Origin of the sequence: Peribacillus folii, from assembly GCF_030271255.1 — a bacterium.
GTDB lineage: Bacteria > Bacillota > Bacilli > Bacillales > DSM-1321 > Peribacillus.
Genome location: NZ_JASJOM010000006.1, coordinates 178,586 through 196,206, shown reverse-complemented (window position 1 = coordinate 196,206; position 17,621 = coordinate 178,586). Strand labels below are relative to the sequence as shown.

At 43.5% G+C, this 17,621-nt stretch carries 19 protein-coding genes and 2 riboswitches; of the genes, 7 read left to right on the top strand and 12 right to left on the bottom strand.

What is annotated here, in order from left to right:
- Positions 1–18: 18 nt before the first annotated feature.
- The 4 genes from QNI08_RS12090 to QNI08_RS12075 all read right to left on the bottom strand — a co-directional run bounded on the left by QNI08_RS12090 (position 19) and on the right by QNI08_RS12075 (position 3,749).
- A complete protein-coding gene (locus QNI08_RS12090; protein ID WP_285767675.1) occupies positions 19–1,125 on the bottom strand; it encodes an iron-containing alcohol dehydrogenase family protein in 1,107 nt (368 codons plus the stop codon).
- A 73-nt stretch (positions 1,126–1,198) separates the two neighbouring features.
- Complete coding sequence (locus QNI08_RS12085; RefSeq protein ID WP_285767674.1) at positions 1,199–2,020, bottom strand: MetQ/NlpA family ABC transporter substrate-binding protein; 822 nt, start codon at positions 2,018–2,020, stop codon at positions 1,199–1,201.
- A gap of 57 nt (positions 2,021–2,077) precedes the next feature.
- Entirely contained in the window at positions 2,078–2,746 is a 669-nt protein-coding gene (locus tag QNI08_RS12080) for a methionine ABC transporter permease (protein WP_285767673.1), read from the bottom strand.
- Positions 2,733–3,749: a methionine ABC transporter ATP-binding protein gene (locus QNI08_RS12075; RefSeq protein ID WP_285767672.1), complete on the bottom strand. Its 1,017-nt coding sequence runs from the start codon at positions 3,747–3,749 to the stop codon at positions 2,733–2,735. The genes QNI08_RS12080 and QNI08_RS12075 overlap by 14 nt, the downstream gene beginning before the upstream one ends.
- Positions 3,750–3,817: 68 nt before the next feature.
- A riboswitch (SAM riboswitch) is annotated at positions 3,818–3,924 on the bottom strand.
- Between the two features lie 211 nt (positions 3,925–4,135).
- On the opposite strand from QNI08_RS12075, the gene QNI08_RS12070 reads away from it, so the two are divergent.
- Together QNI08_RS12070 and QNI08_RS12065 are read left to right on the top strand one after the other, a co-directional pair.
- Positions 4,136–4,951, top strand: coding sequence for an MBL fold metallo-hydrolase (locus QNI08_RS12070; RefSeq protein ID WP_285767671.1), 816 nt, complete (start codon positions 4,136–4,138; stop codon positions 4,949–4,951).
- Positions 4,952–5,253: 302 nt separating this feature from the next.
- A riboswitch (cobalamin riboswitch) is annotated at positions 5,254–5,453 on the top strand.
- A 164-nt stretch (positions 5,454–5,617) separates the two neighbouring features.
- Positions 5,618–5,866 carry a hypothetical protein gene (locus QNI08_RS12065; protein ID WP_285767670.1) on the top strand — a complete coding sequence of 83 codons (249 nt, stop codon included), beginning with the start codon at positions 5,618–5,620 and terminating at the stop codon, positions 5,864–5,866.
- A 23-nt stretch (positions 5,867–5,889) separates the two neighbouring features.
- On the opposite strand, the gene QNI08_RS12060 is transcribed toward QNI08_RS12065, so the two are convergent.
- From QNI08_RS12060 to QNI08_RS12035, 6 genes are all read right to left on the bottom strand, one after another.
- On the bottom strand, positions 5,890–6,078 hold the full coding sequence (locus tag QNI08_RS12060) for a hypothetical protein (RefSeq protein ID WP_061143120.1): 189 nt from the start codon (positions 6,076–6,078) through the stop codon (positions 5,890–5,892).
- A gap of 91 nt (positions 6,079–6,169) precedes the next feature.
- Positions 6,170–6,373, bottom strand: a complete 204-nt coding sequence (locus tag QNI08_RS12055) for a YheE family protein (protein ID WP_285767669.1) — start codon at positions 6,371–6,373, stop codon at positions 6,170–6,172.
- A 63-nt stretch (positions 6,374–6,436) separates the two neighbouring features.
- A complete protein-coding gene (locus QNI08_RS12050; protein WP_285767668.1) occupies positions 6,437–7,633 on the bottom strand; it encodes a YheC/YheD family endospore coat-associated protein in 1,197 nt (398 codons plus the stop codon).
- Positions 7,630–9,003, bottom strand: coding sequence for a YheC/YheD family endospore coat-associated protein (locus QNI08_RS12045; protein ID WP_285767667.1), 1,374 nt, complete (start codon positions 9,001–9,003; stop codon positions 7,630–7,632). The genes QNI08_RS12050 and QNI08_RS12045 overlap by 4 nt, the downstream gene beginning before the upstream one ends.
- Complete coding sequence (locus QNI08_RS12040) at positions 9,000–10,070, bottom strand: YheC/YheD family endospore coat-associated protein (protein WP_285767666.1); 1,071 nt, start codon at positions 10,068–10,070, stop codon at positions 9,000–9,002. The genes QNI08_RS12045 and QNI08_RS12040 overlap by 4 nt, the downstream gene beginning before the upstream one ends.
- Positions 10,071–10,086: 16 nt before the next feature.
- Positions 10,087–11,448, bottom strand: coding sequence for a YheC/YheD family endospore coat-associated protein (locus QNI08_RS12035; RefSeq protein WP_285767665.1), 1,362 nt, complete (start codon positions 11,446–11,448; stop codon positions 10,087–10,089).
- A gap of 398 nt (positions 11,449–11,846) precedes the next feature.
- Here QNI08_RS12035 and QNI08_RS12030 point away from each other — a divergent pair, with 398 nt between their 5' ends.
- The 3 genes from QNI08_RS12030 to QNI08_RS12020 all read left to right on the top strand — a co-directional run bounded on the left by QNI08_RS12030 (position 11,847) and on the right by QNI08_RS12020 (position 13,570).
- Complete coding sequence (locus QNI08_RS12030; RefSeq protein ID WP_285767664.1) at positions 11,847–12,203, top strand: YlbF/YmcA family competence regulator; 357 nt, start codon at positions 11,847–11,849, stop codon at positions 12,201–12,203.
- 123 nt (positions 12,204–12,326) lie between these two features.
- Positions 12,327–13,193, top strand: a complete 867-nt coding sequence (locus QNI08_RS12025; protein WP_285767663.1) for a Cof-type HAD-IIB family hydrolase — start codon at positions 12,327–12,329, stop codon at positions 13,191–13,193.
- A 122-nt stretch (positions 13,194–13,315) separates the two neighbouring features.
- The gene (locus tag QNI08_RS12020) at positions 13,316–13,570 is read left to right on the top strand and encodes a transcriptional regulator SplA domain-containing protein (protein WP_285767662.1); all 255 of its coding nucleotides are present in this window, start codon (positions 13,316–13,318) and stop codon (positions 13,568–13,570) included.
- A gap of 174 nt (positions 13,571–13,744) precedes the next feature.
- Here QNI08_RS12020 and QNI08_RS12015 read toward each other — a convergent pair whose 3' ends face one another.
- Complete coding sequence (locus QNI08_RS12015; RefSeq protein ID WP_285767661.1) at positions 13,745–14,197, bottom strand: DinB family protein; 453 nt, start codon at positions 14,195–14,197, stop codon at positions 13,745–13,747.
- Positions 14,198–14,431: 234 nt separating this feature from the next.
- Between QNI08_RS12015 and QNI08_RS12010 the strand changes: the two genes are divergently transcribed.
- Positions 14,432–14,830, top strand: coding sequence for a hypothetical protein (locus tag QNI08_RS12010; RefSeq protein WP_285767660.1), 399 nt, complete (start codon positions 14,432–14,434; stop codon positions 14,828–14,830).
- Between the two features lie 64 nt (positions 14,831–14,894).
- Here the strand turns inward: QNI08_RS12010 and QNI08_RS12005 are convergent, their stop codons facing one another.
- On the bottom strand, positions 14,895–15,773 hold the full coding sequence (locus tag QNI08_RS12005) for a dimethylarginine dimethylaminohydrolase family protein (RefSeq protein ID WP_285767659.1): 879 nt from the start codon (positions 15,771–15,773) through the stop codon (positions 14,895–14,897).
- Positions 15,774–15,988: 215 nt separating this feature from the next.
- Between QNI08_RS12005 and QNI08_RS12000 the strand changes: the two genes are divergently transcribed.
- Entirely contained in the window at positions 15,989–17,605 is a 1,617-nt protein-coding gene (locus tag QNI08_RS12000; protein WP_285767658.1) for a long-chain fatty acid--CoA ligase, read from the top strand.
- Positions 17,606–17,621: the final 16 nt, after the last annotated feature.

Below are 17,621 nucleotides of genomic sequence, written 5' to 3'. Positions count from 1 at the left end.
AGGAATACCCATTGAGTTTTAGTTCCTGGTTTTGCTTGCAGGGGGTGTAAGGACTTCAAGGGTTTCAATGGCAGCTGCCACTCTTTCCATGGTCACATCAGGGAAAAGGAGGTGGATGGCTTCTCCCTCCTTTACAGACAGGGCGGCCATTTGCTGTAGCTCCGCTTTATGCTCCACGGTAAGGCCAATGTCGGATAATGTCCGCGGCAGCCTAAGAGCCTCGTAGATTGGAAGCAGCTGTTTGATATCCGAAAACTTCCCTTCCAGCACTAACTGCACTAAAATGCCATATGCCACTTTTTCCCCATGCAGTAAATGATGAGTCTGTTCAATGGAGGTCATGCCATTATGAATGGAGTGGGCACCGGCAATTCTCAGGAACTGATCACCAAAGCCACCGACGAGACCACTCGTGACAATATTCGTTTCGATTACACGCTGAAGGGCGTCTGTCCAGTTTCTCTTCGTTAAATCTGCCAGGGCTTCCTCGCCATGTGTCAATAAAACCTCCTGGCATTGCCTTGCGGCTATATGTGCCAATTCAATGCACACGGACTTAGAGGCAATTTTCTCGACGAGTGCATTGCCCTCATACCATTTCGCCAATGTATCACCGATCCCTGCCCGTAAATAAGCAATGGGGGAGTTCAGAAGTATTCCTGGCTCGATAAGTAACATCCAGGCGCTTTTTTCATGAATATCAAACCGCACATATGAACCATTCCCATCATATATGACACTTAAAGGTGTCCAAGCGGCACAGGTGGAAGCAAGTGTCGGGATGAGGATGATTTCCAATCCGCTGGAGTTTCCCGCCGATTTGGCAAGATCGAGCAGTTTGCCTCCGCCAATTCCGATCAAGGCATCTGCATTTCGTTCCTGTGCGAACTTAACCACACGCTCAATTTCCAGATCACTGCATTCCCCATTATATTTAAAAAAGCTTAGTTCGACATTTTCAAATGAAGGAAAGAAGGGCTCAGTCACTTCCCACGATTTGTCTCCATGAATAACAAGCACTTTACCTATATTCGCTTTTCTTAGTTTTGCTTCCAGTGAATCGAGAACATTAGCCCTGCAGGCATAGTAGGAGGGGCCGCTGCGAACTTCGAGTAGGGTATTCATCGTTTTTTCTCCTTCTTTAAAGGCCTGTTCCACATATGGGACGCAGGCCTCGAATTTATGTTTATCGGGTCGATCACTTCATCCAATCAGGTTTTCCGAAGCCCACGAAATTGCTATCGATCACTTTTTCAAAATCAGGGGATTCCACTACGGCTTTAATATCCTTGGCAAATTGAGCATCTACATCTTTTGTATTCACGGCGACGACGTTTCGATACATATCTGGCATATTTTCCAATACAAGGGCATCCTCAAGCTTCATTTTTGCTGCAAGTGCAAAGTTGCCTGGCACCGCAGATAGGTCGACACTCTCGGTTGCCCGAGGCAATTGGGCGGATTCCAATGGTTTGAATTGGATATTTTTAGGGTTTTTCGTTACATCTTTTTCAGATATTTTTAAAGGGTCGACATCCGGATCGACTTCAATCAACTTTTCATCTACCAATACTTTAAGTGCACGTGCAAGGTTGACCGGATCATTTGGCAATGCCAAGGATGCGCCTTCTTTAATGTCTTTCAACGATTTATATTTGTTCGAGTAAATACCCATTGGTGCTGTAGGAACGATGATAAGGTCAGAGAGCTTTAGCTTATTTTCTTTGGCGAAATTATCCATATACACTTTATGCTGGAATAGGTTTGCGTCGATCGAGCCGTTGCCAAGCGACTTATTCGGCTGGATATAATCGGTGAATTCAACGATTTCCACTTTGTAGCCAAGATCTTCAAGGCCTGGTTTGATGGCTTCATTGACCATATCGGCGTATGGACCGGTGGTCGCCCCGATCTTCAATTCTTTTTTGTCTTCGGTTTTTTGGGATGCATTGTCACTTCCGCAAGCTGTCAAGCCTATGGCAAGGGCACAAACTGATAATAACGAAGCTATTTTCTTCATTTGAACTTCCTCCTAAAAATATGGGTTATTGTATGAATCATTGGTAAATGAAAGATTCTATCGTTTATTCACTAAGTATGAAGCTTTGTCACCAAGCATTTGGATGATTTGCACCAAGCAGATCAATACGACGATCGTCGTAATCATGACCGTATTGTCATAGCGGTAATATCCGAACCTGATGGCCAGATCACCAATTCCGCCGCCCCCGATCGTCCCTGCCATTGCCGAATAACCGATGAGTGAGATGGTCGTTAATGTAAGCCCTTGGATGATACCTGGTTTCGCCTCTGGAAGAAGAACATCCTTGATGATCATCCAAGGCGTGGCACCGACGGCAATTGCCGCTTCAATCACTCCTTTGTCTATTTCGCGCAATGCCGATTCAACGATTCTTGCAAAAAAAGGTATCGCGGAAACGGAGAGGGAAACGGAAGCAGCCTTCGGCCCTATCGTCGATCCCGTAAGCAAATTCGTTAAAGGAAGGAGGGCGACCAAGAGAATGATGAATGGGATGGAACGGACAATATTGACTAAGAAGCCGAGCGAACGGTTCACGACGCCGTTTTCGAAGAACAAGTTCCTCGTCGTCGTAAACAGTAATACGCCAAGCGGTAAACCGACTAGAAGAGCTACCGCCAGTGAAACACCGACCATATAAATCGTTTCAATGAATGCTTTATTCAGGTCTGGCAGGATATTGATGATGGATTCAAGCAGTGACATGTTTTAGCACCTCCACAGAGCTGGTACGATTCTTTATATAGGTCAATGCTGAATGGATTTCAGCAGCATCGCCATTCAGTTCGATGATCAATATTCCTAAAGGTACATCCTGAATATACTCGATTTTTCCATGCAGAATATTCCCCTTTACAGAATAAGATTGAAGGGTATCAGAGAGAATGGACTCACCTGCTTTGTGCCCCTCGAATTGGATTTTGATGATCGTTCCTCCACTTGCTTCAATCAAATGTGAGGGAAGTTCAAAATCCAGTACACTGCTGATGAATTTCTTCGTTAAATCCTCTCTGGGTTGTGAAAATATTTCATAAACGGAACCCTCTTCTATGACCCGGCCATCCTGCATGACCGCGACTCGATGGCATAGTTCCTTGACCACTTCCATTTCATGTGTAATCAAGACGATGGTGATGCCAAGCTCGCGGCTGATCCTTTTCAGTAGCTGCAGAATGGACTTAGTCGTAGTCGGATCAAGGGCTGAAGTCGCCTCATCACAAAGCAATACAGTGGGATCATTGGCCAAGGCCCGGGCGATGCCGACCCGCTGCTTCTGGCCGCCGCTAAGCTGTGCCGGGTAGACATCCTTTTTATCACTGAGCCCTACAATATCCAGCAGTTGTAAAACACGTGCCTTGATGGCGCCTTTGGATTGATGTGCTGCCTTCAAGGCAAAAGCGACATTTTCAAAAACGGTTTTGGAGCTAACAAGGGAAAAGTGCTGAAAGATCATACCGATTTTTTGACGTTGCTTACGCAGTTCCTTGCTAGATAGAGATGTTAAGTCAATTCCATCAATGATGATATTTCCTGCTGTCGGACGTTCAAGCAAATTCAAGCAGCGAAGTAATGAGCTTTTTCCTGCTCCGCTGTAGCCGACAATTCCATATACCTCCCCTTTTTGAATGGTTAAAGATACGTTATCCACTCCGATAACTCGGTTTTTCTTCGTTATGTATTCCTTCCTGACTGAACGGATTTCAATCATGACCCAACCTCCTTAAACATAAAAAAACTGTCTCCATCATTCAGAAAGAGGCAGCGAAATTATATCTCGTCTTATCTTTCAGAATGCAATCATTCTGCAGGAAGTGGCACCGTTCCCGATCGGGGCGGTTGCCGGACATCACAGGGCCTGATCCCTCCGTCGCTCTTGATAAGTGAATTATTATTTTGGAATATTTCAAGTTTTTTAATATATTCTATACTATTTGTTAATCATTCCATTGTCAATGAATTCTGTAATTTTGGAATAATTTTTTTGCGTGTTTTGCTTATCCCTTGTAAAATGGGAGGGATAGGAATACATTTATTTCAATAAATAGAAAAAATGAGGATTGTGACTATCTTATACGATGAAGGGTGTGCAGCTTCATGATAGAGGTTAAGAAGGTAAATGATGTAGTTTGTGTGCATGGAACTCCGGGGAGCGTCAGGTCGGGGATGAGCGTTTATGTTTTTTTAACGGACGGTCTCTTGATTGATACAGGCGCACAGATATTACTGGACGGACTCATTCCGTTTTATCAGTCCGCTGACTTCGATTCAGTGGCCCTTACGCATTATCATGAGGACCATACGGGAGGAGCGGCCTGGATTCAGGAAAATAAAAAGGTCCCTATATTCATTCATCCGATGTCGGTTGAGGCTTGTGCGAAGGATGCGGAATATCCCGCTTATCGTAAAATGTTCTGGGGAAGAAGGGATGCCTTCAAAGCTGAGCCGCTTGGAAAGACCGTTCATTCCCGCAGCCAAACTTGGGAACCTATTTACACCCCTGGTCATGCGGAAGATCATATGGTCTATTTGAATCTTAGTACGGGTATGCTTTTTTCAGGGGATCTTTTCGTCACACCAAAAACAAAACTCGTTCTGCGGGAAGAATCCGTTCCCGTTATCATTGATTCCATAAAAAATTTGCTTCAATACGATTTTGGGGAGATGTTTTGCTGCCATGCCGGGCATGTTCCGAATGGAAAGGAAATGTTCCGAAAAAAACTCGATTATTTGGAAAACCTCCGTGGGGAAATTTTACATTTGCATGAACAAGGACGAACGGTACAAGAAATTCAGCATCTCATTTTACCCCATCGGTATCCCCTTATCGAGATATCGGAGCATGAATGGGATTCGGAGCATATCATTACATCGATTTTGAATGAAGATGTTTTGAAGGGAAGCAGCACATAAAAACCAGTTCGGTCAATCAGCTTAAGCCATGTTTTGGATGAAAGATGGTTTAGCCCTACATTTTTCATTGTGTGAAGGTTCGTTATAGTTGGATTTTTTTGGAATTATGAGCCGGCGTGTCTATGAGAGGATTCAAGCGAAGCAAGCTCTGTTGAAAAGAAATAAACGATATACAAACATTCTTTTGTACATGCTCTTTGGAGAAATTCAACAGTATGGAGTTCGTGGAGGGAATGGCGGAAACCCTTCGCAGGTGCGGATTGTAATTCAACAATTAATTTGATACATTTAAAATGGAAAACTGAATACGTCTAGGAATGGGTGTGGATATGGAAACCAACGACTTATCCGCTTAAAAGGGAATCCGGTTAGAATCCGGGGCTGTCCCGCAACTGTATATGTGAGCGATTCGAAATATGCCACTGTTTCCTGAATGGGAGATGGGAAGGCTCGAAAAGCGATGATCATGAGCCAGGATACCTGCCTGTTTTTAGCACATCATCAGATGCCTACGAGGATAGGGGATGTTAAGTGCGAATATTGGCAAATGCATGCAATCATTTTTCAAAAAAATGAATAAACATGTTTATTTTTGTTATGCCTTCGTGAGCATTCTAACAACTTCCTTCTGGTAAGTTGTTTTTTATTTTTTAAGGAGGAATCCAAATGTTTGGAACGGTTAAATATTTCACGGATAATCTTAAAACCCAGGTTATGTACAATTTCTCGGGGGCAAATACGGTTTCTTTAAATGAAAATCTGGTGAAACTTACAAAAGATATTAACAAGCAAGCAGTAAGTTCAGCCGAAAAAGAAGCGTTTTCGAACAACCTGCAAATTGCCTATGAAAAAGTGATCCAAGAAATGTTCGGGGAAACAGGGGAAGTTCTGTTCCAAAAAGAGCTCTCTAAATAAGAGAGCCCTAGCCATTAGATCGTCTATTTGTTGATGTTAGGATCGGTCTCGTCATAGAAATCATGTGCTTCTTCAATGTTCCGAAGGTCTGCGGCTTCATACACATTTCCGCCTGCCAATCCTTCATTGATATAGCGATCGATGTCAAGGAAGGCGGAATCCCGTCCATCATACTCACTATCCTTTAAAAAAGTCATTTTTTCTTTGTCCAAAATTAATCCCTCCTAGCCTTTTCATTAGTATAAGCAATAGAGGGATTTTTATTCTTTTGAGACCTTCAAAGAAGAAAGTGGACGAGAGGCTTTATTCATAAACATGATAGACCATCAGATCATGTATCATGGCTTTGAGTTTCGGTTCATCTTCCGTTGCAGGCGGGTTGGCTGTCCACTCAATGGTTCCATCTTTATGATAGATGGCTTGGATGGACTGTCTGTTGAAGTAAAAGGAAATCTTCCATCCTGGCAGGTTCTTATGCAGCGGTGCCCATTGAAAATGACTGATCATATGTATTACCTCCATATATGCTGTCTCACATTACATTATAATGGAAAACGGCAGCAGGAGGTGTTATTTTATCATCCTGTTCGAAAAAGTTAATTCAATGAAAAGATCTTTTAACTGTAAAAGCCGATTAGCTTCGATATCTTCTTCGTCGAATTGCATGGGCTTGGAATTCACTTCGTAAATGAATAGCGAGCCTGATTCATCTTCACCGATATCAATGGAAAATTCGCCGAGAAAGCCTACTTTCTTTGAAAGGATTTCTCCGCATTTTTGGGCGATTTTCGCCAACGCTAGATTCAGCCGTCTTGATTGCAGGTTCTGATAAGGATAAAGCTTACCGCCTCGCGGAGTATGTGTCGTGATTTCCTGTGTTTGTGACATCCTTACAGCTTTGCCCGTCACTTTATAAAATCCTTTTTCATAATGAACGAGAATCCTGTAATCGTAACGGTGACCAAGAAGTTTTTTTGGTACGATCGCGCGCTGAGCCAAGTAATTCCTTTTTGTCAGAACCTTTTTTTTTGTTTCCCAGAAAGAAGTGAAATTGTCGAAAGTCTCGCTGTTTTTCAGGCTGCTTACCAAAAGCGTGCCATCAGGATTTTTGCAAATGGTGTAGATGCCTTTTCCCTGGCTCCCTTTGCAAGGTTTTAAATAGATGTGCCGATGCGTGTCAAGGAATGACTCCAGGCATTCGCGGGTATGCAGGATCGCCGTTTCCGGCAGATGCCTGATGAGGGAACCAGCTTCCTTCAATGATTCGTACATCACATATTTATCTAGGAAGCTCGGATTGAATATGTTCACATTGCGTTCATTGAAGTGGTTCATGAGCGAATGAAATTCTGCCGAAGCCTCATAGCCCCTGGAGGGTACACGATTATAGACAATGTCAGGAAGCGGCATCTTATACTCAATCCACTTGTTTGCATCGGTTGAAAATACATACCCTTTCATTGAACCGGAAGCAAGGGCCCTTCCCGTGATGGCATAGGATAGAATTCCATGTTGGGAAAGATAACTCGATAAATCCTGAAAAAGGGTCAGGTTGCCGCCCAAGCCCGTTTCCTTCTTGGGATTGAGCGAAGTCAGTATTGCGACAACCAGCACCCGGCTGCCCGGAAATTCAGTGACCGGGTAGAGACTTTGATCTGGTATCTCTTTTTTATAGGTTATCTTTTCATCGTCAGCTCCTGCAAAAAGTACTGCATCCTTTTGATCATGAAACCAAGTTTCCGAGACGCTATCATAAAAAATATTCATCGCTGCACACTAATGGAGTTTGTTATCGTCTGTTCAGTCAAATAGATCGCATAATCGAGACTGAGCTTTCTGGTTAATAATTCGAATTCCTTAAGTTTCGGATGGGAGAAGATGGAGCGTCCTGGCTTGGAATTCGCTTCAAACATCCAAACTTGCCCTTTTTTATCCAAGCCAAAATCGAAACCGATTTCTGCAATGATGCCATCCAGATGGTTTTCGATGCTTTCGCTTAATATGAGTGCGGCTTCAGAGAGCTTGCGTTCCACTTCTTTTGCCTCATCGTCATCCCCAAACAGCTCGGCAAGCGTTTTGATGACCCCTCCGCCCTTAATATGGGTCGTGACACTTCCTGCTCCGGCGATTTTGGCGGCTATCGCTGTTACTTGCCATACTCCATTGCTGTCCTTGTTTGTATGCACGCGGAAATCAACGGGCCGCTTTTCGGATCGAATGAGCGAGATGCCCTGCTGGACAATGAGATTGTCGAGCGGCCGGTCATGAAATAGGTGTTTAACGATCGATTCCAGTGTGGGGAATTTTAGTAATTTTTTCTCCCTTGCTTCATTCGTATATCGGCAATAGTAAACATTCTCATGCTTATCATAAAGGATTTGGTGTATGCCGAGGCCTAGGCTGCCATGAATGGGCTTTATATAAACTTGACGGTAATGGGAAAGAAGCGTCTCTACAACGGAGATGGATTGAAATGGATATGTTTCAGGAAGGAATGGCAGTGCTCGCTCATCTGCACATAACCTTTCGTTAACGTCCCATTTATTGAAAAAACCCGGGTTGAACCATGGAATCGTATAGTCTTTCTGGAATTTCTGCTTCACTTCTTTGGGGCCGTCGCGATTTTCGGTCATCCGATTGGGAAGCCGGTCATAAATGACGTTAGGAAACGGGAATTCCTGAATGTGCCAATTTTCGTTTTCGAACACATAACCCTTGATGGTCTCTTCATCCCAATTGATGACATTCTCTCCGAAAATGAAGGGGATGCAGCCTGTTGTTCGGCTAAGGGAGAGAAGCTTCGAGAAGAATTGTGATCTTTCTCCTAAAGGTTTGTTCGACAAGCCGGTGAAGCCTGAAGAAAAAATGCCAACTAAAGGGCCGATATGAATGGTCCTGCCGTATATGAATAAATGGAGGGGGATATCGGTCAGTTCGAATTTTAGCGATTCCGCGAGACTCTCCGATAGGACGATCGATTGGTTGATGGCAGGGTTTGATTTCACGTTGGCCGGACATGAATGCTGTCCGAAGTAAATCAATTCGATGTCATTCAGATCTCCAAGCTCTGAAGGGTAGAAGAGAACGTTGCCGGGAGTGGCGGCGATTTCGACAGGGTATGTCTTTCTCACACTCATTCACCTGCCTTCTGTAGATGGTTGGCTAAATATTGACTATATTCAAACGGTGCCCCAAGAATATGCTTCATGGTCTCTGGCTGCAGTGCCTGGATGATTTTCCTTCCAGGTTTTGAGTTAATGTCCAGTATCCATAACTGTCCCTTTTTATCGATGCCTAAATCGATGCCCAATTCGAATAGCCTTTCAAACATGGCTTCGGTTTCGGCAGGCAGGGTTCGGAGTATATGCTGGATCTTTTGTTCGACGGCTATCGAAATGGTTTCCGGATTCTTTTTGATGAAGGTATCCAAAGTCAGGGCTTCACCGCCAGTTGCCAAATTAGAAGTGATTCCATCCTTTTGACCGGTGCGAATGCCGCGGCCTCGTTCCACCCATTGGTTCTTCTCGTTTTTTTGCAGCAGGATGCGTAAATCGAATGGTTCATTTTCTTGATTGCAAAGTTCCAAATATGGTTGGCAAAGGTATTTATATCGTTTCAATAATTGCTGCAGCCATTTGTTCAGCTGTGATGTTGAGGTGAATTGGCGGTCATATTTGGTTCCTTTTTTTGTTGTGGATACCAATGTCCCGTCATCGTTTTTGGAAAGGAGGTAAATGCCCGTACCGCCTGCACCGAATTCAGGCTTGATGATGATTTTATCCAGGCATTCCAAATGGCCGATTATTTCTTCAGATGCCGATACTTGGACGGTTTCTGGAAAAAAAGCTTGAAGAAGGGGGTGCTTTTTAAGCGTTTGATAAACTTCCCACTTACCAGGAAGTCCGAGCCCCAGGAAGGTGGAGTGATCCTTTAACCAGTTGATTTTTGTCCGTATTTCCGATGGTTGCCGAGATAGCCCGTGGAAACAGCGATCATATATATAATCAGGTATATTAAAAGATGCAGCAATCCACATTTCCTTATCAGCATCAAACCGTTCGCCCCGCACTTTCTTCAGGTCACTATCAATATTTTCCGGCGTGAATTTACAAACATTCATATTGTAGGATTTTGCCGTTTTGGCTATTTCGGTGAAGTACTGGTTTTCATGTGAATCCGATGTTGCCATTAATCCGATTAACACGTGCTTGCAACTCCTTTCATCGATGTTTTTCGCGGTTAAGGGTCAGCATGTAATCTATGATGGATTTAACTGATGGGCGAAAGGTTTCATAATTGCCTTGGAATTTTTTCGACGGTTTGGAATTCACCTCGATGATCCATGGATTTGTATCGATATCAAGTGCTAAATCGATTCCCAGTTCCCCGAAAACTTCTTCATGTTGTTCATCCATTGCCCTTGCCGTGTTTTTAGCAAGCCGGATCAGTTTTTGATACAAACGCCCGGCATCAGGATAATTAAATGTCTCCTTAAGGAAATCCGAGCCATTCTTCATCAACCCGCCTTGTGCGAGATTGGATACGATGGCGCCTTGTTCCCCAATTCTGGCAACCATTGATGAAACCTTCCAGTTTAGCTGTTCGTTTTGGTGAAGAAGAATGCGGAAGTCGACCTTTCTTTGGTCGGTTTCGTATAAGGAAATTCCTTGTTGCAGGATGAAGGTTTGCTTTCTGGAAAGTTTTTTTAATGTATGGAAGAGCTGCTCATCTGAGTCGGCAAATAGAAGTTCCTGCTTTTTTCCGGATGTCTCGATCTTCCATTTACCAGATACTTGCGTAAGCCTGCATATATTTTTGCCTTGACTGCCTGAAGCGGGTTTAAAATAAATGATTGTATATTTTTCTATGAAGATCTGGAATGTTTCCTTTTCGCCAAAAAGTATGGTATCCGGCAAACTTGGCAGAAGTTCTTTTTCCAGGTTCAAAAGCTGATGCACATCATATTTGGAAAGGAACCGTCCGTTGAACATCGGTATTGACTTTGCCGCTAGTTCTGTCTTGAACAGCTCGAATGATGGTGATGCTTCAAGCTTTCGCGAATGTATCCTGTTATATAGAACATCAGGAATGGGGAGAGCTAAGGTCTGCCAGCCATCTTTCCCTGCCACCAAGCCTTCGGTCATCCCTTCTTGAAGGGACTGCAGCTTCACTAAATAGAAGGGAATTCCTTGCTGATTACAATAAGAAGTCATTTCCTGATAGAATTTTTCCATCTCCCCGAATGTTCCGTCTTGCAGCGGAGTTTGATTCGTCAGTGCAGCAAAGAAAGGGCCGATTTGAATCGCTTTCCTTTCCGAATGAAAAGAAACGGAAATAGGATCCGAAAAAGCAGGCAGTGATAAAAATTGGTTCATATCAAACGAAAGCTTCAATGTAGGCCCGGATGAAGGGAATGGCTGCACAAGGACTGGAACGGATCGGCTTCCAGCCATAATCGTAACGGGCTCTCCGAATTGAAGGCCCCATTCGCCAAATAGCTTTTCTTCGATAAACAGGAGCGCCTTCTTCCTCGTCCCTGCAGGGTTTACCGTAATGAAAACCTTCTGATGGTTAATGTTCATATCAATTCCCCGTTTGCACTAAGTTTGTGATCCTTTTTCAATTAAATGATGGGCAAAAGTGGATAACACATACTATGTTTTTGTAAGTAGAAGGTGTCATGATCCCATCGTTTCATACTGCTAAAAAATCATATGTCACAGTCAGTTGATGTCCGCTAGTCATTGAAGATTCGAGCTATCCAGGTTATGATTAGCGTTCTTTACAGACTATGAAAATTTCCGTCCAGGCAGAAGTAAAGAACGGTTCACGCAGAAAAAATTCCTGGGGGATACGAGAAGGTGAGACTGTTCAATGACGATTATCAAACCGTTTGGGAAGGAAGACGTGTAATTGGCAAGCGGATTTGTTATAGTGGAAAAGGTGTAGGAATACAATGATACCGGGAGGGGAAATACACATGAGTAACGTATATGATGCAGCGTATGAAATGGAAAAGGCGATTAGGGCAAGTAATGAATATGCTGACTTGAAACGATTATATGATCTTGTCAACTCTGACGAAGCAACAAAAGGAATGTTCGAAAACTTCCGTAATCTGCAAATGTCATTGCAGCAAAAACAAATGATGGGCCAGGAGATCGCTCCTGAAGAAGTGGAGCAAGCACAAAAGACGGTTCAGCTAGTCCAACAAAACCCAACCATCTCTCAATTGATGGAGGCTGAGCAACGTATGAGCATGGTCATCGCCGACCTCAATAAAATCATCATGAAGCCGCTTGAAGATTTATACGGCTTGCCTGAGCAACAGCAATAAGCTGAGGTAACTTCCAACTCTATATGGGGTTGGGAGTTTTTTTTATAGGAACCACTATTTGTTCTACTCTCTAAATTTTAGTCATAAATTTTAAAGAGGATATTACAGATGGGGGAGATCAGCATGGTATATCGTCTACTTGCGGTCAATATCGACGGGACATTGCTCCAGTCTAACGGACGTTTAAATAAATCGAGTAAAGAAGCAATCGACTATGTGCATCAAAAAGGTGTCCATGTTGCACTTGTGACGTCTAGAAACTATCACTCAGCCAAAAAAGTGGCCAAAGCCTTAAAAATAAATCCGATGATCGTTGCCCAGCAAGGAGCTTTTGTGGGAGCTTCCATCGAGAAGCCCATGATGGTAAAAAGAATCTCAGAAGAACTGGCCGCAGAGCTTGTGCAAATGCTTGAAAAAACCGTGTGCCAGATTTTGCTCATTCATGAAAAATATTCGCTTGGCAATCGCGTCAACCTACCGGAGAATCTGCTTGGCAAAACAGTCATGTACTTAAATGATCAAAACATCTACGCTCAAAATTATGTGGATGATATCAGTGAAGAACTGATTGATAAGCCCATGGCCCCAACGAAAATGGATATTATATTTTCAGAACAAAGTGATCGAAGTGATATGCTGAAATTGATTAAGGAAATGTTTCCTGAGGTGGATGCAGTTTTACATCCAGGCCATAAAATGACAATTGTTCCGAAGGGTGTTTCGAAATGGAGTGGCTTGCTTTATTTAGCTGACCATTTAGAGGTGAAAAGGACGGAAATCGTCTCGATCGGAGATGGTTTGGATGATATGGAGATGATTGCCGGTTCCGGGCTGGGAGTTGCCATGGGAAACGCGGATGCGGAAGTGAAGAAAGTGGCCAAATGGGTCACCCGCTCCAATGACCAAGACGGTGTGTCCTATATGCTGAAGGAGTTTTTCCGCAAGCAGCATCCCATTGAATTTTTGCAAAAAATGAATATGCTTAAATGAAACGTGAGGCCCCTTCATCATTGAAGGAGCCTCACGTTTTTGGGACTTATCATCATTTCATAAATAATTCCCCGCAACTTTCCATAAACTATAGAAAATCAGCTAAGGAAAGGAAGAATTCAATGGGAGTTATCAATGCGAAAGAGGTACAAGTAGGAGACGAAGTATTTGTGATTTATAATAATCCCCATGTTCCTACTGTCTCCAATATAAGGGCTGCGGAAATCGTTCCCCATCCAAAGGATCCGAATGCCGTCGCTTTATTCCTAAATGATACATTCCATACGATAGAGGACGATGATGCTTTATTCACTTCAGAAGCAGCAGCGGAACAAGCATATAATGACTTTATCGAGAACCAGGATCAGTTGACGTAATGACTCAACCAAAAGCAGCCCCCGCTTCCATGGCCGGGGCTGCTTTTGAATGTCATCGCAAATGCCTACCTCATGAATGAAAGCCCAAACTCGCGGGAAAAAGCCCTAAATTCACGAGAAAAATAAAAAAAGCTGTCATCCATATAAAGAAAAGGAGTGACAGCAGCTGTAGAATTATTGATGGGTTGATTGAATGATGCGTTTCATTGCGTGAATTTGGCCAATGTGATTAACTTCGTGCTGGACTACGAAATTAATGAATTCTCCTATGGTTTCCATTCCCATGAAAGGTTGTGCTGCTTTTTCTGTCATGCGTTCTTCGGGAATTTCAAGCAGGCGGCCAAGTTGTTCTTGTAATTGTTGTGTCAGTGTATCGACTGAAGGTACCTCCCCGGTCCAGGCGGCAGGTTTTGAGCCATATCCGAATAGCTGGCTGTAATTGGCGGGCAAAGTGCTGCTATCATCCAATAGGAACTTTTCCGCTGCGGTAAGAACGTGTCCAAGATGCCAGTGGATGGTATTATTAAAGCCTTCAGGCTGTACATCCAGAAGCTCTGGAGCGACTCCCTCGATTTCTTTCAAAAGACTTTTGCGCATCATTGTCAGTTGGTTTTTTACATAATTCATTTTACATTCCCCTTTCAATCTATTTTCTAGGTAACTTATAGAAGTATAACAAGGTTATTTCCATCGTATCAATTTTTTCCTCCTGAAAACCTTGATAGAATTGCAGACCTTGGTAAATCTCAAGCCTGAAGCGCGAGCCTTTTCCGCTCCTCGCCCTATTGGCTTTTATGAGGGGACGAGTATAATGGGAAATGAGATGGATAATTAATCCATTCTTATGGGGAGATGACTTATATGAAAAGAAAACCATTCCTACTAGCACTTAGCTTGCTGCCAATAGCGCTTGCGGCGGGCTGCACAGCAAAGGAAGAGCATATTTCAATCCAGAAATATGAACATAAAACCTACCAATTCATAGCTTATAAGCAAAAAATAGACATGAAAGATACGGAAGAAGCTAAGGAAATATTAAGGAATGCGGCTTGGCATGAATTCATCTGGACAAAAGAACAGCCTAAGGCGGATTTCATCTTTTATTTCAATGATGACAAAAAAGACGGTGATATACCCGTTTTTTATGTTTGGGTCGATGATGAAACGCATGTAGTCGAATTGACGCGGGATCAGCATAAAAAACATGTTCAATTGAATCCTAACGATTCAAAAACCATATTAAGGCTGCTAAATGAATGATTGAACCACAAAAAGGAAAACCGGACTCCCTCATCGGGATGTCCGGCCATGCTGCTTTTTCTGGCTAGGCAAGTCCTGTCATTTTTTGCATTGTCCGCAATAGAGGCATGGTACAGCAGCGGAAAGAGCCTCCTGACTTGATGATTTCACTTATATCGACTTCGATGATTTCGTATCCGCGTTGACGTAGCTGACGATTGACTTGTTCGTTACAAGGCAGGCTGAACAATTTTTTATTTCCGATGGAAAGTACGTTGGTTCCCAATGTGAATTGTTCTTCTTTGGTCACTTCAATTATGTCATAGCGTGATGCTAATAAATCCAACTCTTTTTTTGCATGGGCTTCGGGGAAAATAAGCGCCTCTGTCGGTGAAATCACATTGAAAACGCAGTCTAGGTGAAGGAACTTTTCAATGAAGGGAATCGCCACAATATCATATTCCGGTAATAAGGCCTGGAGGTGCTGGATGGCTGTTTCGTCCGTCCGGTCGCTGATCCCAATATAGATCATCCTGCCATCAATGATGACATCGCCGCCTTCAATATGATTTTTGTGAAGGTTAACAAACGGAATATGATTCGTTTCAAGCCAGGATTTCAAGATAAGTTCTTCGCCTTGCCTGATATTCGTAGCCATTTCCGCTACGTAAACTGTGTTGCCAAGAGTGAATCCGATATCTCTTGTAAAGACTTGTTCTGGATATGTAAGTTCTGGAGGCAGTTTTATGACCTCGATCCCTTCCCGTTCAAGTGCGTTTGTGAAATTGGCATGCTGCTCCAAGGCGCGTGCTTGATTGATGTTTTCATCCTTGAACTCCTTTTGCGTTTCATTAATGATGTCACGAATCGCCATATGACGCGGTTCACAGACGATCACCCGTGATAGCTTCGAATATTCACTCGCACAATATGCCTCTAATTCTTCGTTTATCCTATTTACCATCAGTGAGCTCCCTCTAAAAATGATTGTATCTTTACTATTACCTCTTTTTTCTGGAAAGAAACATGAAAAAAACATGTTTCAAAAAGTTCTTCCCTGTCGATTTCCTGAAATTCATGTAAATTTCGACGGAAAAACAACTCTAGGGAAAAAGGATTATTTTTATTATGGTCGAATATATAAAATGAAGACGTTTTCATTATAAGGGGGAGATAGTAATGATGGATACTCCATTAATCATGACTCAAATCATCGAAAGGGCTGAAAAATATTTTTCGAGGAAAGAGGTAGTTTCGCGTACGGATGGTGGTATCCATACTTTTACATATGCCGAGATTGCAGAGCGAACAAGAAGGCTCGCAAGTGTATTGGATAAATTAGGAATCCAAGCGGGTGACCGTGTCGGGACGCTTGCCTGGAATCATCATAGGCACCTGGAGGCTTATTTTGCCATTCCGTGCTCTGGTGCTGTGCTGCATACCATTAATATGCGTCTTTCCCCTCAACATGTTTCTTATATCGTCAATAGTGCAAAAGATCGGTTATTGTTGATCGATCCGGATGTAATTCCTTTATTGGAGGCGATTAAAGATGAGTTGCCGGCGGTGGAGGGCTACATCGTCATGACCGATAATGCCGAGCTTCCCGAAACATCCTTGACCCCACTCTACCATTATGAAACATTATTGGCCGAAGGGAATCCAAAACAGCCATTCGCCCAGAATTTAGATGAAAATGCTCCTGCAGGCATATGTTACACTTCCGCCACGACAGGGAACCCAAAAGGTGTGGTGTATTCACATCGCGGCATATTGCTGCATGCGATTGCACTGGGACTTGCCGATTCCACCGCTATCAGCGAAAGAGATGTCGCCCTTCCCGTCGTACCGATGTTTCATGTCAATGCTTGGGGGATGCCTTTTGCCAGCGTTTGGTTCGGGACGAAGATGGTTTTGCCTGGACCGTATTTTACACCGAAAATATTGGCTGAATTGATAGAAGCGGAGAAGGTCACCATTGCGGCTGGGGTACCGACGATCTGGCTTGGCCTGTTGAAGGAGCTTGAGGAAACAAACCATGATACGAGCAGCATACGCGCTGTGTTATGCGGAGGCTCTGCTGCCCCAAAAAGCATGATCAAGGCATTTGAACAAAAGCACGGAATCCCTTTTCTGCATGCCTATGGGATGACGGAAACAAGCCCGCTCGTCTTTATTTCCAAACCAAAAAGCTACCAGGAAGGACTTCCTGAAGAAAAGCTGTATGAATTGAAGGCAAAGCAGGGCCTCGTTGCGCCCATGATTGAGATAAAAGTGGTCGGTCCGGACGGTGAAGTAACACCTGATGGAAAAGAAATGGGCGAATTGCTGATAAGGGGACCTTGGATCGCCGATGAGTATTATCAAGATGAACGTACAAAGGATACGTTCAAGGACGGATGGCTATATACTGGCGATGTCGTCACGATAGATGGAGAAGGATTCGTGAAAATCGTCGACCGCACCAAGGATTTAATCAAGAGCGGCGGTGAGTGGATTTCCTCGGTGGATCTGGAGAATGCATTAATGGCCCATGAAGGGATTTTTGAGGCGGCAGTCATTGCAGTTCCACACGAAAAATGGCAGGAGCGCCCGGTTGCCTGCGTTGTCTTGAAAGATGCATATAAGGGGCAAGTGTCCGAGGAAAACATCATTGAATTCTTAAAGCCGCAGTTTGCAAAATGGTGGCTGCCTGATGAGGTGGTATTTTTGGAGGATATTCCGAAAACGGGGGTTGGAAAGTTTTTGAAAAGGGCCCTCCGAGATCAGCTTCAGGATAAATACATCAAAAAGTAGGATCGTTTCGTTAAGT

What these genes read in the sequence shown, in the direction of transcription:
- QNI08_RS12035 (WP_285767665.1), bottom strand. Translation starts at nt 11,448, where the DNA reads ATGAACATTAACCATCAGAAGGTTTTCATTACGGTAAACCCTGCAGGG.
- QNI08_RS12085 (WP_285767674.1), bottom strand. Translation starts at nt 2,020, where the DNA reads ATGAAGAAAATAGCTTCGTTATTATCAGTTTGTGCCCTTGCCATAGGC.
- QNI08_RS12075 (WP_285767672.1), bottom strand. Translation starts at nt 3,749, where the DNA reads ATGATTGAAATCCGTTCAGTCAGGAAGGAATACATAACGAAGAAAAAC.
- QNI08_RS12010 (WP_285767660.1), top strand. Translation starts at nt 14,432, where the DNA reads ATGAAAAGAAAACCATTCCTACTAGCACTTAGCTTGCTGCCAATAGCG.
- QNI08_RS12030 (WP_285767664.1), top strand. Translation starts at nt 11,847, where the DNA reads ATGAGTAACGTATATGATGCAGCGTATGAAATGGAAAAGGCGATTAGG.
- QNI08_RS12015 (WP_285767661.1), bottom strand. Translation starts at nt 14,197, where the DNA reads ATGAATTATGTAAAAAACCAACTGACAATGATGCGCAAAAGTCTTTTG.
- QNI08_RS12025 (WP_285767663.1), top strand. Translation starts at nt 12,327, where the DNA reads ATGGTATATCGTCTACTTGCGGTCAATATCGACGGGACATTGCTCCAG.
- QNI08_RS12020 (WP_285767662.1), top strand. Translation starts at nt 13,316, where the DNA reads ATGGGAGTTATCAATGCGAAAGAGGTACAAGTAGGAGACGAAGTATTT.
- QNI08_RS12055 (WP_285767669.1), bottom strand. Translation starts at nt 6,373, where the DNA reads ATGATCAGTCATTTTCAATGGGCACCGCTGCATAAGAACCTGCCAGGA.
- QNI08_RS12070 (WP_285767671.1), top strand. Translation starts at nt 4,136, where the DNA reads ATGATAGAGGTTAAGAAGGTAAATGATGTAGTTTGTGTGCATGGAACT.
- QNI08_RS12050 (WP_285767668.1), bottom strand. Translation starts at nt 7,633, where the DNA reads ATGAATATTTTTTATGATAGCGTCTCGGAAACTTGGTTTCATGATCAA.
- QNI08_RS12000 (WP_285767658.1), top strand. Translation starts at nt 15,989, where the DNA reads ATGATGGATACTCCATTAATCATGACTCAAATCATCGAAAGGGCTGAA.
- QNI08_RS12080 (WP_285767673.1), bottom strand. Translation starts at nt 2,746, where the DNA reads ATGTCACTGCTTGAATCCATCATCAATATCCTGCCAGACCTGAATAAA.
- QNI08_RS12005 (WP_285767659.1), bottom strand. Translation starts at nt 15,773, where the DNA reads ATGGTAAATAGGATAAACGAAGAATTAGAGGCATATTGTGCGAGTGAA.
- QNI08_RS12045 (WP_285767667.1), bottom strand. Translation starts at nt 9,003, where the DNA reads ATGAGTGTGAGAAAGACATACCCTGTCGAAATCGCCGCCACTCCCGGC.
- QNI08_RS12065 (WP_285767670.1), top strand. Translation starts at nt 5,618, where the DNA reads ATGTTTGGAACGGTTAAATATTTCACGGATAATCTTAAAACCCAGGTT.
- QNI08_RS12090 (WP_285767675.1), bottom strand. Translation starts at nt 1,125, where the DNA reads ATGAATACCCTACTCGAAGTTCGCAGCGGCCCCTCCTACTATGCCTGC.